The sequence below is a fragment of the Streptococcus oralis genome (genome assembly GCF_026782125.1).
GTDB classification, from domain to species: Bacteria; Bacillota; Bacilli; order Lactobacillales; family Streptococcaceae; genus Streptococcus; species Streptococcus oralis_CE.
In genome coordinates this window covers 129847-144076 of record NZ_JAKUVY010000006.1, presented here as the reverse complement: position 1 = coordinate 144076, position 14230 = coordinate 129847, and the positions used below count along the sequence as shown (strand labels likewise).

The window sequence follows — 14230 nt, the reverse complement described above, 5'->3', positions numbered from 1 at the left end:
AATAGCATAGAAAAATGAAGACTGGATTACTCAGCCTTCATTTTTTTCTTTATGGTTCCAACTAGGCATAGGCTTGCAATTCTGGATTAATCGGCGTATTGGCTAGGTTGTTAGCATAGTTGCAGAGGCTTGCAAGACTAACACCAAGAACTACATCCAAGGCATTTTGTTGCGTGTAGCCAGCTTCCAAAAATTCAGTCAAGGCTTCATCTCCCACACGCCCTTTGGTATTGATAACTGCCAAGGTAAACTTAGCTAGGGTGTCTAGTTTTGGATCTGACTCGATTGGAGTGCGATTGCGAAGGGCTTGGAGGAGATCATCATTCATCTGGATTTGTTTGATGGAAAAAGCTGTGTGACCTGCGACACAGAAGGCACATCCATTGGTTACGGCAGCTGTGATTTGCACCACTTCCCTCTCAACTGGGGTTAGGCTATTACGGCGGTTGATAGATCCGACAGTTCGGTAGGCTTCAAGCGCCGTTGGAGCATTGGCCAAGAGACCGATTAGGTTGGGAATATAGCCATTGTTATCTTTTTGTACTGTTTCAAGAACTTCTTTTACTTCTGCTGGTGCTGATTCTACAGTATGGATGGTAAATCTTGTCATAAGGAACCTCTTTTCATTTTATTGTCATTTAGTCTATCATAGAATTTCCCCCTTGGATAATATATATTTTCAATCACCTTGATAGGAAATGTCTATGAAATGAAAAAAATCACACTAAAAGTGTGATTGGGTTAGTGTTTAAAATACTTTTTAGTCTCAGCAATGACGACTGGCGACAAAACTAAGAGGGCAATCAAGTTTGGTAAAGCCATTAAGGCATTGACGATATCTGCGATAATCCATACCATATCCAACTCTATAAATCCTCCCAACAAGACCATGACTACAAAGACTACACGGTAAAGCCAGATAAATCGAACACCGAAGAGAAACTCAAAACAGCGTTCTCCGTAGTAGTTCCAACCGAGAATCGTCGTAAAGGCAAAGAGTACAAGGAAGATGGTCAAGAGGGCAGGCCCAAAGTGTGAAAAAACTGTTGAAAAGGCTGACTGGGTCAAGGCAACCCCATTCAAATCACCACTCCAAACACCAGTTACCAAGATTGTTAAACCAGTCAACGTACATATAATGAGGGTATCAATAAAGGTTCCTGTCATGGAAATCAAGCCTTGCTCTACTGGTTCATTTGTCTTAGCCGCAGCAGCTGCAATCGGAGCTGATCCTAGGCCAGATTCGTTAGAGAAGACTCCTCGCGCCACACCATTTTGAATCGCAGTACGGATAGTCGCACCTGCAAATCCTCCTACTGCAGCTACAGGGCTAAAAGCTGAGGTAAAGATTAGGGCAAGTGTTGCTGGGATTTTCTCGATATTAAAGAAAATCACAATCAAGGTTCCTAGAATATAGACGATAGCCATAAAAGGGACGACTGCTGTTGAAACCTTGGAAATGGATTTGAGTCCACCAAAGACTGCAATCGCGACAAAAACAGACAAAACGATAGCTGTGATAGCTGGATCAACTTGGGCTGTATTTTGGATAGATTCTGTAATTGAATTGACTTGGGTAAAGGTACCAATCCCTAGAAGGGCAACCAATACACCCGCTAGGGCAAAGAAGATTGCAAGTGGACGCCACTTTTCTCCCATTCCCAAAAGGATGTAGTGCATGGGGCCTCCAGCTACAGCTCCATTTGCATCTTTGCTACGGTATTTGATGGCCAGTAAGCCTTCGGCATACTTGGTCGCCATCCCAAAGAAGGTTGCCATCCACATCCAAAAGAGAGCCCCTGGTCCCCCAACCTTAATGGCTGTCGCGACCCCGATGATATTTCCCGTACCAACGGTGGCGGCTAGAGCCGTACAGAGAGCAGCAAAGCTCGACACATCGCCATGTCCCTTGTCCTTGGTAAAGATCAGCTGAAAGGCCTTAGGGAGACGAGCCACCTGCAAAAGGCCTAGTCGGATGGTCAAATAGATACCCGTTCCGACCAATAAGATCAAGAGGGGAGGCCCCCAAACGAAAGCATCAAGCGCTTTAAGCAATTCTAACATATCCTTCTCCTATCATTCAACCCCAAAAGAAAGAGCACATGCAAGATACATGTACTCTGGAATGCTTAGATAAATGCCAAAAAGCGGTCTATCCTAGCTCTGTCCTTTTACCTGAGAGTTTGAGCAGTTGCCTGCCTTGCCCCTTCGGTGCCTTTACGGTCTCTCCAGAGTTCCGTCCATTTACAGTCATGGAAAACAAACCTTTCTCCACTTCTATTAAACTTCATTCGGTGTTGGTATTTAATTTTTTATTATTTTACAAGAAAAGTTAGCTTTTGTCAATATATTATTTGAAAAAAGATGGATTTTCACTTCTTTTTCAAAAAAAGAGAAGCACTCTTTTTCTATCCTTTAAAGGTTACAATAGTGGCGCCACTACCTCCAGCATTTTGTGGGGCATAGCCAAAACTCTTGACATGCTTGTTTCTTTGTAGGTATTTGGTGACGCCCTCACGAATGACACCTGTTCCGATACCATGGATGATGTCGACTTGCGCCATGTTATTGAGCAGGGCTTGGTCGATAAAGGCGTCCAGCTCATTCATAGCCTCTTCGTACCGTTTTCCTCGGAGATCCAGTCTGGCTTGCGGACCACGACCAGAAGCACGTTTGACGACATTGACTTGTTTTTTCTTGACTGGGGCTTCTTGCTGAGCCTGAACAAGGTCAAATTCTTTCTCTTCCAAGGTCATCTTGATCAAACCGACTTGGGCTTCCCAACGGCCGTCCTTAAGTTGATTGGTCAAGGTTCCACGCTGACCATAACTGAGAACAATGATATCATCCCCAACCTTTGGAGCTCGTTTTTTCTTGGCCTTTTGAAGGACCTTGTTTTTAGACAAGTCGACTTTTTCAGGAGCCAGTTTTTTCAGCTCAGCCTTGGCTTCAATGATTTCGTGGGGTTTGAGTTGAGACTTACTGTGAAGATTCTTGAGAATCTGGTCACTCTCATTTAGAGCGAGTTCCACAATTTCAGCAGCTTGTTCACGCGCCTTGTTGAGCTCAGTTTCCTTCTCGCGATTGAGTTCGTTGTAAAGTTTTTTGAGTGCTCGGTTCATCTTGAGGTTTTCTTGCTCCACCTCACGGATATTGTCCAAGCGTTTGCGACTTTCAAGCGTTTGCTCTTCTAATTGCTCAATGATACGGTTGACATCATTATCTTGATTGACCTGCTGGCTGGCATCTCCTACGATGACATCTGACAAGCCCAGACGTTTTGCAATTTCAAAGGCATTGCTTCGACCAGGAACTCCCTGCATAAAGCGATAGGTCGGACGCAGGCTGGCTGTATCAAACTCCATACTGGCATTTTGCACAAAGGCTGTTTCGATACCGTAGGCCTTGAGCTCTGGATAGTGGGTCGTCGCCATAGTCTTGACCTGACGCAGACGAAGATCCTCCAGAATAGCCATAGCAAGGGCTGCTCCTTCCTGCGGATCGGTACCTGCCCCAAGCTCATCTAGTAACAAGAGCGAGTGCTGATTGACCTTGCCAAGAATATCTACGATATTGGTCATGTGGCTGGAGAAGGTAGACAAGCTTTGTTCGATAGACTGCTCATCGCCAATATCCGCGAAGATTTCCTCGAAAATACCGACACGGCTCCCCTTGTCAGCTAGAATGGGCAATCCAGATTGGGCCATGAGTTGAGTCAAGCCCAGAGTTTTGAGCATGATGGTCTTCCCACCAGTATTGGGACCTGTAATGACAATGGCTGTTAATTCCTTACCAAAGTGTACATCGTTTGCAACAGCATTTTTGACCAAAGGATGGCGAACATGAAGGAGTTGAATCTCTTGATTCTCTGAAAGTTGAGGAACGACTGCTTGTCTTTCTTGGATGAAACGTACCTTGGCACGAATCAGATCCAGATGGCCGATGATCCAAGCGTCATTAGCAACCTCAGCAGCATGAGGACGAACCCGTTCCGATAGTTCCTGCAGGATGCGAATCATCTCATAGCGTTCGTCAGCTCGCAGACTAGCGATTTCTTCGCTCAGTTTCACGACCTCACGTGGCTCGATGTAGACCGTGTTTCCACTGGCAGAGATGTCATGGACAACACCTGCAATCTTATTGCGATAGGTGTTCTTTACTGGTAAAACTTGACGGCCATTTCTGCTAGCGATAATACCTTCCGTCAACATCTGAGATTTTTGTTTAAGTAAGTCTTGCAAGACATCTCGAACTTGACTCTCGCTATCATGGATTTTCCGACGGATGCGTGCTAGCTCTTCACTGGCGAAATTTTCGATAAATCCTGCATCATTTAGAGCTTGGAGACTTCCTTGCAAGTGTGGAAACTCATGCAGTTTTTCAAACCATCTCGCCAACTGCTCCAAGCGTACGTTTTCGAGATTGGTATAAAAGCCTTGCAACTCTCTGCTAGCCAGCAAGACCCGTTTGAGGAGCAGGAACTCCCCGATATTGAGGTCTGCTCCCATCTCCAGACGCTTACAAACCGCTGATATCTCACGCGTCGCTAGGATGGTAAAGTGAGGTTGCTCCACAAATAGAGCTTGCATTTCCTCCATCTCTGTAAAGGCTTGTTTGATCTTATCCACCTTAGCAGTTGGAGCCAAGCCTTTTAGCTCCTCTAATCCTTGTTCTGTCAAGAGATGCGGTTCAAACAAGGCTTTGATTTTATTAAATTCTAAGGTTTCTAGTATTTTTGTATTCATATTTTTTCCTTGTATACTGGTTTACAAGATTATAGCAACTAGAGGTTTTGACCTAGTCGTCCAATCTGTAAACAAAGGGCTAGGAAAAATCCCGCCCTTTTTATCCGATTAAATTTGTCACCCAGAGTTGTTTGATAAGGTTTGTCGTAAAAGGGACACTTTGGATGATGTGTTTGGCTACTGTACTTTTTTCGAGTGAATTTTGAATGACTGCCAGAGGCACTGTTGCAAGGATGGTCAAAGCCATTTGCAAGACAAATAAGGTTACCAATAGAGACAAAAGGCCTGATCCGATACGCAACCATTTGACATCAAGCTTTTTAGTTGGAATCAAGTGCAGGAACAAACCGATAAAACGTCCGATAGTGTAGCAAATCCCAAAAACTAAAAGGTAGGCTAGGCCCGCATAAAAGACCTTGTCTAGGTGAAACAGCTGGTCTGAAGGGAAGAAAAAGGTGCCCTGTCCTTCCTGAGGATTGGCATAAGGGACAAGCAAGTGAAAGTGGTCGCCCAGTGATTTATAAAACTGTCCCGCAACAAAGGCTGAAATCACTGCCACGAGGAAATAATAAACTTGCAGGACCAAACCTCTACGGTAGCCGATGTAAAAGCCCCAAGTCAGAACCAATAAGAGTAGGATTGAAATCATAGGGAATCCTCAATCTTGCTCTGTTCTTGTTTGACAGCAATTAACTTGTGGCGGAGTTCTAACAACTCTTGCTCCTTGTCATCAAATTCAATTTCACGATTGAGCTGTGTAGAAAGACAGTTGACCGCCAAAAGAAGCGCAATGGTCTCATCATCCGCCCCAGGCATTTGTTCTTTAATTGCTTGGTATTTTTCAGTCGCAACCTTGGCAATTTCCTCCATAAAGAGGTTGTCATGCTCGGTTGTCAAGGTTAATGTCTTTTTCCCGAATGTAAACTTATATCGATTTAGATTTGCCATAAAATTCACCTCACGATATTATACCAAATTTCGCTAACTTTGTCAGTTTTTACCAATTCTCCTGCTTTTGTGGTACAATAGAGACTATGGCAAGTATCACACTCACACCAAGTGAACAGGAAATTCAGAGCTTTTTAAGTCAGTATCAGAAGGCTCTCAGTCCTAGTAAAAATCCCTATATCCGCTATTTTTTGCGACTGCCTCAGGCAACGGTTTCCATCTATACTTCTGGAAAAGTCCTCCTACAGGGAGAAGCTGCTGAGCAATACGCCAGTTTCTTTGGCTATCAAGTTCAACAAGAAAACAGTGGACAAGATTTCCCTATAATTGGGACTGATGAGGTGGGAAATGGTTCCTACTTTGGGGGGCTGGCTGTCGTGGCTTCCTTTGTGACACCTGACCAGCATGACTTCTTGCGAAAACTCGGCGTAGGGGATTCAAAAACCTTGACTGACCAAAAGATTCGTCAGATTGCTCCTATCCTCAAGGAAAAGATACCACATCAAGTACAGCTTCTCTCACCGAGCAAGTATAATGAAGTTATCGGAGAGCGTTACAATGCTGTTTCTGTAAAGGTTGCCCTTCACAACCAAGCTATCTTTCTCCTTCTAAAAAAAGGAGTCCAGCCAGAAAAAATCGTCATTGACGCTTTTACAAGTCCTAAAAACTATAACAAGTACTTGGCACAAGAAACCAACCGTTTTCCAAACAAGATTAGCTTAGAAGAAAAAGCCGAGGGAAAATACCTGGCTGTTGCGGTTAGCTCCGTCATCGCACGTGATCTCTTCCTCGAAAACTTGGAAAATCTGGGACGAGAACTGGGCTATAAACTGCCAAGTGGCGCTGGAACTGCATCTGATAAGGTTGCTAGTAAAATCCTTCAGGCCTATGGCATGAAGGGGCTGAACTTCTGTGCCAAACTACATTTTAAAAACACTGAAAAAGCCAAAGCACTTCTAGAAAGGTAAATTATGAATTCGTTTAAAACATTTCTAAAAGAATGGGGAGTTTTCTTCCTGATTATCGCACTGGTCGGTCTTAGCCGTATCTTTCTTTGGAGCAATGTCCGTGTAGAAGGACACTCTATGGACCCTACCCTAGCCGACGGAGAAGTTCTCTTCGTTGTTAAACACCTCCCAATTGACCGCTTCGACATTGTGGTTGCGCATGAGGAAGAAGGAAATAAAGACATTGTCAAAAGGGTCATCGGTATGCCCGGAGATACCATCCGCTATGAAAATGACAAACTCTTTATCAACGATAAAGAAACGGATGAACCCTACCTAGCTGAATACCTCAACTTGTTCAAAACAGAAAAGTTGCAAAATACCTATACTGGCAAAGGATTTGAAGGCAATAAGGGAGTCTACTTTAGAGAACTTGCTCAAAAAGCACAAGCCTTTACGGTCGATGTCAATTCCAACACTAGCTTCAGCTTTACTGTCCCTCAAGGCGAGTACCTTCTCCTTGGTGACGATCGTCTCGTCTCTAGCGACAGCCGCCATGTTGGTACCTTCAAGGCTAGCGAAATCAAAGGCGAAGCAAAATTCCGTTTCTGGCCACTTAACCGTATCGGAACATTTTAAGATAAGGAAGAGGCCGAGAATGCTAAGTCTCAGTCTCTTTTTCTATTGTGAGAAAAAACTTTTAGTCATCTAGTTTTTTCAAAGTTGCTAAGAGACCAATTCTCATAAACTCATGTAAAGGAAACCTATGGAAGTTTATTTTTCAGGCACTATTGAACGCATTATTTTTGAAAATGTCAGTAATTTCTATCGCATCCTCCTCCTAGATATCGAAGATACCAATGCGGAGGACTTTGACGATTTTGAAATCATCGTTACAGGAACCATGGCTGATGTAATCGAGGGTGAAGACTATACTTTTTGGGGGCAAATCGTTCAGCACTCCAAGTATGGCGAACAGCTACAGATCAGTCGTTACGAGAGAGCAAAACCCACTAGTAAGGGCTTGGTCAAGTATTTCTCCAGCAGTCATTTTAAGGGAATCGGTCTCAAGACAGCCCAGAAAATTGTTGATACCTATGGTGAAAACACTATCGACGAAATTCTGGAGCACCCTGAAAATCTGGAAAGTATTGCTGGACTCTCTGCCAAAAACCGTGAGGCTTTTGTCTCCACCCTCCGTCTCAACTATGGGACAGAGATGGTTTTGGCAAAACTGGCCAACTACGGCATTCCAAATAAACTAGCCTTTCAGATTCAAGACTTTTACAAGGAAGAAACGCTGGATATTGTCGAAAATTATCCCTATCAACTGGTTGAGGATATCAAGGGTTTGGGCTTTACCATTGCTGACCAATTAGCCGCCGAACTAGGTATCGAAAGCCAAGCTCCCGAGCGCTTCCGCGCTGGCCTTGTCCACAGTCTCTTTCAAGGCTGTATGGATACGGGTGATACCTATATGGAAGCCCGTGATTTGCTGGAACAAACCCTGACTCTCCTCGAGTCTTCCCGTCCCGTGGAACTGGAACCCAGCCAAGTTGCTCAGGAATTATCTCATCTGATTGAAGAAGATAAGGTTCAGCAGATTGACACTAAAATCTTTGATAATAGCCTCTTTTTCGCTGAAGAAGGCATCCGCAGTCACTTGGTTCGTATCCTTGATAAAGGAAAACAAAAGAGTCATGATTTGGAAACCATTCAAAAGCATATCGCTAGCGTCGAGAAAGAACTGGGTATCCAATACGATAGCATCCAAAAGCAGGCTATCTGCGACGCCATCCAGAACAAGGTCTTTATCCTAACAGGCGGACCTGGTACTGGTAAGACGACTGTTATCAATGGGATTATAGCTGTTTATGCCCTCTTAGAAGGACTCGATCTCAAGAAAAAGAGCAACTTACCTATTCTTCTCGCTGCACCAACTGGTCGAGCAGCTCGGCGCATGAATGAACTGACAGGTTTACCTAGCGCTACCATCCACCGCCATTTGGGAATGACGGGTGATGATGATACCAGCCATCTGGAAGATTATCTGGATGCCGATTTTATCATTGTAGATGAGTTTTCTATGGTGGATACTTGGCTAGCCAACCAACTCTTCTCCAACATCTCTTCAAACAGTAAAATCCTCATCGTGGGTGATAGCGACCAGCTACCTTCTGTCAGCCCTGGACAAGTCTTGGCTGACCTGCTCCAGATACCCCTGATTCCTCAAACTCGCTTGGAACGGATTTATCGTCAGAGCGAGGAATCAACTATCGTCACCTTGGCAAGTCAGATTCGACAAGGCATCTTGCCAGCTGACTTTACCCAGAAAAAGGCAGACCGTTCCTACTTTGAAATCGCTAGTGGCCATATCCCAGCTACCATTGAGAAAATCCTCGGTGCTGCCCTCAGAAGTGGTATCCCGGCTCGCGATATTCAGGTGCTAGCGCCTATGTACCGAGGAACTGCTGGCATTGACGCCATCAACCAACTCATGCAAGACCTGCTCAATCCTCTGCAAAAAGGACAAGTGAGCTTTGAAGCAACTCAGTGTCACTATCGAACAGGGGACAAGGTCATTCACCTAGTCAACGACGCCGAAGTCAATGTCTTTAATGGAGACCTAGGTTACATCACAGATTTGATTCCTGGAAAATACACCGAGTCCAAACAAGATGAGATTGTCATTGATTTCGATGGCAATGAGGTCATCTATCCTCGAAACGAATGGTACAAGATTCGTCTAGCCTATGCCATGAGTATCCATAAGTCGCAGGGAAGTGAGTTTCCCGTTGTCATCCTTCCCATCACCAGTTCCAGCAAGCGCATGCTGGAACGCAATCTCATCTATACAGCTATTACACGGGCCAAGAGCAAACTCATCCTTCTTGGTGAATTACAGGCCTTTGACTATGCAGTCAAGCATATCGGGACTGCCCGTAAGACCTATCTGATTGAGCGCTTCAAGGATCTGGTTGAAGTAGCTGACCAAACCAGCCCAGCCCCTAGCGAAACAACAAATCAAGAGGATTCTCCTCTATCCTACATCCTCACCGAGGAAAACTGGTCTAGCATCCCAGCCATGATTGGGATTACAGATGCAGACCTCAAAGAGATTTTTGGAAAATAGTGTAGCAGAAAGCCCACCTAGTCAGGTGGGCTTTTTATCTTTTAAGATTATTTTACTGTTGCAGTGCTTGTAATCAATTCAACAGCTTTTTTAATAGTGATATCGTGTTTCAACATGTCAGCTGAAAGCAAGTTTTGAACTTGTGCCACTTCCATGTTGTAGTCTGCAGCCAATTGCTCGATTTCTTTTTGGATTTCTTCTTCTGAAGCGTCAAATCCTTCAGCTTTGGCAACTGCTTCGATAACAAGGTTAGTCTTAGTACGTGACTCAGCTTCTCCCTCGTATTGTTTGTGAAGATCTTCTTGAGTAGTTCCTGTGATTTGGAAGTACATGTCAGGGTTGATACCTTGACGTTGTAAGTTTCCAAGGAATTCATTTACTGAACGGTGAACTTCTTCGTGGATCATTTCTTCTGGAAGTTCTACGATTTCAGCGTTTTCTACAGCTTTATCGATTGCTGCACCTTCTACTGCATCTTTGTATGCTTCTTCTTTCGCAGCAGTCAATTCTTTGCGGTATTTTTCTTTCAATTCAGCAAGTGTTTCAACTTCTTCGTCAATGTCTTTTGCAAGTTCATCATCAAGAGCTGGAACTTCTTTAGCTTTAACTTCGTGGATAGTTGTTACGAATTTAGCTTCTTTACCTGCAAGGTCTTCTGCTTGGTAGTCTTCTGGGAATGTTACGATAACATCAACAGTTTCGCCAGCTGAGTGTCCAACCAATTGGTCTTCAAAACCAGGGATGAATTGACCTGATCCAAGTCCAAGTGAGAAGTTTTCACCTTTTCCACCGTCAAATTCAACACCGTCGATAGAACCAACGAAGTCGATGACAACAGTGTCGCCATTTTCAGCAGCGCCTTCTTTGATAACCAATTCAGCCAAGTTGTTGCGTTCGCGTTCGATACGTTCTTCAACGTCAGCGTCAGTTACTTCTTTTTCTACATCAACTGATACTTCAAGGTTTTTGTAGTCACCCAATTTTACTTCAGGTTTTGTCACGACTTCAGCAGTGATAACCCAGTCTTGACCTTTTTCCATTGAAGTTACGTCAATTTTAGGTTGTGCAACGACTTCAAGACCAGCTTCTTTTACAGCTGCTTCATAAGCGTTTGGCAAAAGAGCGTTCATAACGTCTTGGTAAAGTGACTCTTCACCAAATTTTTGGTCGAAGATAGGACGTGGAAGGTGACCTTTACGGAAACCTGGAACGTTAAGAGATTTCTTTACTGAGTTGAAGACACGGTCCAATTCTGGTTTGATTTGGTCTTGAGAGATAGTGAAAGTCAAGACACCACGGTTTGTTTCTTTGTTTTCAAATGATACAGACATTCTGTCATTTCTCCTTAAAATTTTTTAAATACAGTCTATTATAGCATAAACTACGGTTAATTTTCAAGTAATGAATGCGCTTTTCAATGACTCTAGAGGTACTTACTGGCTTCTCTGATACTAAGTTCAGACATTCTTTCCTTGTTTTTTTCGATGAAGCTTGATACCCATTCCGGATTGGTTTTAGAGTAGTCTCTTAGAGCCCAGCCGATGGCTTTATTGATAAAAAATTCTGTCTGGTCCAGATTATTGAGCAGGATCTTTTCCATTAGTTGAACATCCGTTTTCTCTTTTCTTAATAGCTGGTGATCAATAGCAACTCGTCTCAGCCAGATATTATCTGATAAACTCCATTGGAGAATTCTTTCTTCAAGTTCTGGCTTGTCATATACCAAACTTCCTACTACTCGATCCAGAATATCCACCGTGTCCCACCATGACTTGGTCACGACCAGACGCTCAATCTTAGGCAAATCGTTCTCCGTCAAATAAGACTGCATAGCTTTCAAATAGTTGGCAGCCACATACTGGTATTCTCTAGGTTCCTGCCCCCAGCAAGTCTCTACAAAATCCCAATCGATGACCTTTGTTTTTTTCGCACTTGGAAAATACTTTTTATAGAGTGCATTTCTTTCAGGAGCTGCAATGCCTAGAAAGGAAAACTGATGGCGCATATAGGCTTCCATGGGGCCTGCTTTATGCGGATCTTTTGCCGCTTCTAGCTCCACAAGTAAATCTGCAAGACTCATCTAAAAATCCTCCTGCCCCACCAAGTGGTGCTGAAAGGCATAGACCGCCGCCTGGGTGCGATCGCTGACCTCAAGCTTGGCTAGGATGTTGGATACATGGGTCTTGACTGTCTTGAGAGAGATGAAGAGTTCGTCTGCGATGCGCTGATTTTCATAGCCCTTGGCGATGAGTTGAAGCACGTCTCGCTCACGCGCAGTCAGTTCTTCATGAAGCTCTATATGATTGCGGTGGTATTCGACCTTCTTGCTGACCTCTTGCTCAATGGCCAACTCGCCCGCTGCCACCTTACGAACTGCATGGAGCAGTTCGTCTGCACTAGAAGTCTTGAGCATATAACCTTTGGCACCAGCATTCAAAACTGGCATGATTTTTTCATTGTCCAAGTAAGAGGTCACAATCAAAATCTTGGCTTCGGGCCATTCTTTGAGGATGGACAAGGTTGCATCAATCCCATTCATCTCAGGCATGACAATATCCATGACAATGACATCTGGACGGAGTTCCAAGGCCAAGTCAATACCTTGAGCCCCATTGGCCGCCTCGCCCACAACTTCTACATCGTCTTGAAGGTCAAAATAGCTTTTCAAGCCCAATCGGACCATTTCATGGTCATCTACCAGTAAAATTTTCATCTCTACTCCTTTATGATTCCTTGTCTAGCAGGGGAATACGGATATCAACCGCCAGCCCTTGCTTTGGAGCTGTCAAGAGTTGAACCGTTCCTGCCATATCTTCGACCCGCTCCTTGATGTTTCGCAGTCCATAACTCAAGTCATCTAAACTCCCCAACTGAAAACCAATTCCATTGTCCACCACCTTCAGTTGCAATTCTACATCTGTCTGATAGAGATAGACATCTAGACAAGATGCTTGGGCATGGCGGAGGGTATTGCTAATCAACTCCTGTAATATACGGAAGATATGCTCTTCGATTTTCTTAGGCAATTTAGACACATTTTGCTTGAGACTGACCTCGAGATCACTCTTGTCCTCAAGCTCTTTTAAGAGGATTTGAATCCCCTCAACCAAACTCTTCTCTTCCAACTCTACAGGTCGCAAATGTAGGAGCAAGACTCGCAAATCTTTCTGGGCTGTTTCAAGGATGGCTGCGACACTTTGCAACTGGGTCTGCATCTTTTCTCTATCCAGCTTCAAAGCCTGCTGACTGACACCTGATAAAATCATATGGGCCGCAAACAACTCCTGACTAACCGTATCATGTAAGTCACGTGCTATCCGCTTCCGTTCTTTCTCGATGATTGTTTCTTCCCTGACTAGGCCTTGATTTTCAGCCTTTTGAACAGCCTCTGTCAAGAGGTTGAGCTTGCCAGACAAGGATTGGAAACTGGCTTCCAAATCTGGATCTGCAAAGGGAATCACCTCTTTCCCTGCTAGCAGTCGCTTGAGATTGACTTGCATTTTTCTGCGAGAGACTTCTTCTATCACGCGCCAAAAAAGGTCAAAAAAGAAGGTCATAGAAAGGCTAAAGACCAAGATCAAGAAGATGAGTTTCTCTGTTTTCTCGATATCCTGTAGCAAATAGGACCAATCAAGATTAAGAATATCAAGTAGACTATTGGTCAAAAAGAGGATAAAAAGGAGAGCAGTCAGCCCGATTAATAGATAGGATTGCTTTTTCATCCTCTGACCACCTCCACATCTCCAATCATACTGGTTAGGAAAATTTTGACGCTCTTGTTACTCTTGAGGTAGTCTCTGGTTTCCTGATGATAGTGTTCATTACGAAGGGCTCGCTTGGGTTGATGGAGGAAAGTTAAATCTCCATAGAGGCAGTTGACACTGAGACTAATTTCCACATCTACAGGTACGATAATCCTAGTCGTTCCGACCATTTTTCTAAGGATAATGACATTGTCATGATTGGTTAAGATAACTCTTTCTAAATGAATGGTGTCCTTGCCCATGAGGCGAAAGAGGTTGATATCATCAAACTGGCAGGTCTGGTGACTAGAGAAATGATGGAGATTGCCAAACCAAGGATTGCGTTCATTTTTAACCATCACCACCTCTTCAAAGACCAAATCCGTCTCCTCTCTTTCTTGATTCATCATTGGATAGAGAAGAAAGAGACTGTAGATCACCGCTACAAAGATGGCTAGAATCACAAAGGGATTGAGCATGACGATGAAAAAGAAAAGAATAGTCGCTACAAGGAGGAAGACATTGTTGCCCTCCTTACCTGTATAATAGCGGAGCAAGAGCAAAAAGAGGAATAGAATCAGCAGAAAACGCGAAAAATGCTCTGATACCATCAAAATCAGAGCTCCCGTCAAAAGACAGGCTTCAATAAATAAAAAGATTTGAAATTTTTTCATAGCTGCATCCTTTCCTTTCTATTTTATCACAATTCAAAAA

13 protein-coding genes and 1 riboswitch are annotated in these 14230 nt (G+C 43.8%); of the genes, 3 read left to right on the top strand and 10 right to left on the bottom strand.

Annotated features, from left to right (window positions below):
• Positions 1-61 precede the first annotated feature (61 nt).
• From MK385_RS07380 to zapA, 5 genes are all read right to left on the bottom strand, one after another.
• Positions 62-610, bottom strand: a complete 549-nt coding sequence (locus MK385_RS07380) for a carboxymuconolactone decarboxylase family protein (RefSeq protein ID WP_125413987.1) — start codon at positions 608-610, stop codon at positions 62-64.
• Positions 611-741: 131 nt separating this feature from the next.
• The gene (locus MK385_RS07375) at positions 742-2064 is read right to left on the bottom strand and encodes an alanine/glycine:cation symporter family protein (protein ID WP_268725702.1); all 1323 of its coding nucleotides are present in this window, start codon (positions 2062-2064) and stop codon (positions 742-744) included.
• Positions 2065-2153: 89 nt separating this feature from the next.
• Positions 2154-2242: riboswitch (glycine riboswitch) on the bottom strand.
• A gap of 166 nt (positions 2243-2408) precedes the next feature.
• Positions 2409-4745, bottom strand: a complete 2337-nt coding sequence (locus MK385_RS07370; protein ID WP_268725701.1) for an endonuclease MutS2 — start codon at positions 4743-4745, stop codon at positions 2409-2411.
• A gap of 100 nt (positions 4746-4845) precedes the next feature.
• Positions 4846-5394: a CvpA family protein gene (locus tag MK385_RS07365; protein ID WP_268725700.1), complete on the bottom strand. Its 549-nt coding sequence runs from the start codon at positions 5392-5394 to the stop codon at positions 4846-4848.
• Positions 5391-5693 carry a cell division protein ZapA gene (zapA, locus tag MK385_RS07360; protein ID WP_000002028.1) on the bottom strand — a complete coding sequence of 101 codons (303 nt, stop codon included), beginning with the start codon at positions 5691-5693 and terminating at the stop codon, positions 5391-5393. The genes MK385_RS07365 and zapA overlap by 4 nt, the downstream gene beginning before the upstream one ends.
• An 86-nt stretch (positions 5694-5779) precedes the next feature.
• Here zapA and rnhC point away from each other — a divergent pair, with 86 nt between their 5' ends.
• From rnhC to recD2, 3 genes are all read left to right on the top strand, one after another.
• Positions 5780-6661: a ribonuclease HIII gene (rnhC, locus tag MK385_RS07355; protein WP_268725699.1), complete on the top strand. Its 882-nt coding sequence runs from the start codon at positions 5780-5782 to the stop codon at positions 6659-6661.
• Positions 6662-6664: 3 nt separating this feature from the next.
• Positions 6665-7279 carry a signal peptidase I gene (lepB, locus tag MK385_RS07350; protein ID WP_042767925.1) on the top strand — a complete coding sequence of 205 codons (615 nt, stop codon included), beginning with the start codon at positions 6665-6667 and terminating at the stop codon, positions 7277-7279.
• 127 nt (positions 7280-7406) lie between these two features.
• Entirely contained in the window at positions 7407-9773 is a 2367-nt protein-coding gene (recD2, locus tag MK385_RS07345; protein WP_129313659.1) for an SF1B family DNA helicase RecD2, read from the top strand.
• Between the two features lie 47 nt (positions 9774-9820).
• Here recD2 and tig read toward each other — a convergent pair whose 3' ends face one another.
• The 5 genes from tig to liaF all read right to left on the bottom strand — a co-directional run bounded on the left by tig (position 9821) and on the right by liaF (position 14190).
• A complete protein-coding gene (gene tig, locus MK385_RS07340; RefSeq protein WP_268725698.1) occupies positions 9821-11104 on the bottom strand; it encodes a trigger factor in 1284 nt (427 codons plus the stop codon).
• A 92-nt stretch (positions 11105-11196) separates the two neighbouring features.
• A complete protein-coding gene (locus MK385_RS07335) occupies positions 11197-11853 on the bottom strand; it encodes a DNA alkylation repair protein (protein ID WP_268725697.1) in 657 nt (218 codons plus the stop codon).
• Positions 11854-12486, bottom strand: coding sequence for a response regulator transcription factor (locus MK385_RS07330; protein WP_049484256.1), 633 nt, complete (start codon positions 12484-12486; stop codon positions 11854-11856).
• A 10-nt stretch (positions 12487-12496) separates the two neighbouring features.
• A complete protein-coding gene (locus MK385_RS07325) occupies positions 12497-13495 on the bottom strand; it encodes an envelope stress sensor histidine kinase LiaS (RefSeq protein ID WP_268725696.1) in 999 nt (332 codons plus the stop codon).
• Positions 13492-14190, bottom strand: coding sequence for a cell wall-active antibiotics response protein LiaF (gene liaF / locus MK385_RS07320; RefSeq protein WP_268725695.1), 699 nt, complete (start codon positions 14188-14190; stop codon positions 13492-13494). Before liaF ends, MK385_RS07325 begins: the two co-directional genes overlap by 4 nt.
• Positions 14191-14230: the final 40 nt, after the last annotated feature.

What these genes read in the sequence shown, in the direction of transcription:
- MK385_RS07380 (WP_125413987.1), bottom strand. Translation starts at nt 610, where the DNA reads ATGACAAGATTTACCATCCATACTGTAGAATCAGCACCAGCAGAAGTA.
- MK385_RS07375 (WP_268725702.1), bottom strand. Translation starts at nt 2,064, where the DNA reads ATGTTAGAATTGCTTAAAGCGCTTGATGCTTTCGTTTGGGGGCCTCCC.
- MK385_RS07370 (WP_268725701.1), bottom strand. Translation starts at nt 4,745, where the DNA reads ATGAATACAAAAATACTAGAAACCTTAGAATTTAATAAAATCAAAGCC.
- MK385_RS07365 (WP_268725700.1), bottom strand. Translation starts at nt 5,394, where the DNA reads ATGATTTCAATCCTACTCTTATTGGTTCTGACTTGGGGCTTTTACATC.
- zapA (WP_000002028.1), bottom strand. Translation starts at nt 5,693, where the DNA reads ATGGCAAATCTAAATCGATATAAGTTTACATTCGGGAAAAAGACATTA.
- rnhC (WP_268725699.1), top strand. Translation starts at nt 5,780, where the DNA reads ATGGCAAGTATCACACTCACACCAAGTGAACAGGAAATTCAGAGCTTT.
- lepB (WP_042767925.1), top strand. Translation starts at nt 6,665, where the DNA reads ATGAATTCGTTTAAAACATTTCTAAAAGAATGGGGAGTTTTCTTCCTG.
- recD2 (WP_129313659.1), top strand. Translation starts at nt 7,407, where the DNA reads ATGGAAGTTTATTTTTCAGGCACTATTGAACGCATTATTTTTGAAAAT.
- tig (WP_268725698.1), bottom strand. Translation starts at nt 11,104, where the DNA reads ATGTCTGTATCATTTGAAAACAAAGAAACAAACCGTGGTGTCTTGACT.
- MK385_RS07335 (WP_268725697.1), bottom strand. Translation starts at nt 11,853, where the DNA reads ATGAGTCTTGCAGATTTACTTGTGGAGCTAGAAGCGGCAAAAGATCCG.
- MK385_RS07330 (WP_049484256.1), bottom strand. Translation starts at nt 12,486, where the DNA reads ATGAAAATTTTACTGGTAGATGACCATGAAATGGTCCGATTGGGCTTG.
- MK385_RS07325 (WP_268725696.1), bottom strand. Translation starts at nt 13,495, where the DNA reads ATGAAAAAGCAATCCTATCTATTAATCGGGCTGACTGCTCTCCTTTTT.
- liaF (WP_268725695.1), bottom strand. Translation starts at nt 14,190, where the DNA reads ATGAAAAAATTTCAAATCTTTTTATTTATTGAAGCCTGTCTTTTGACG.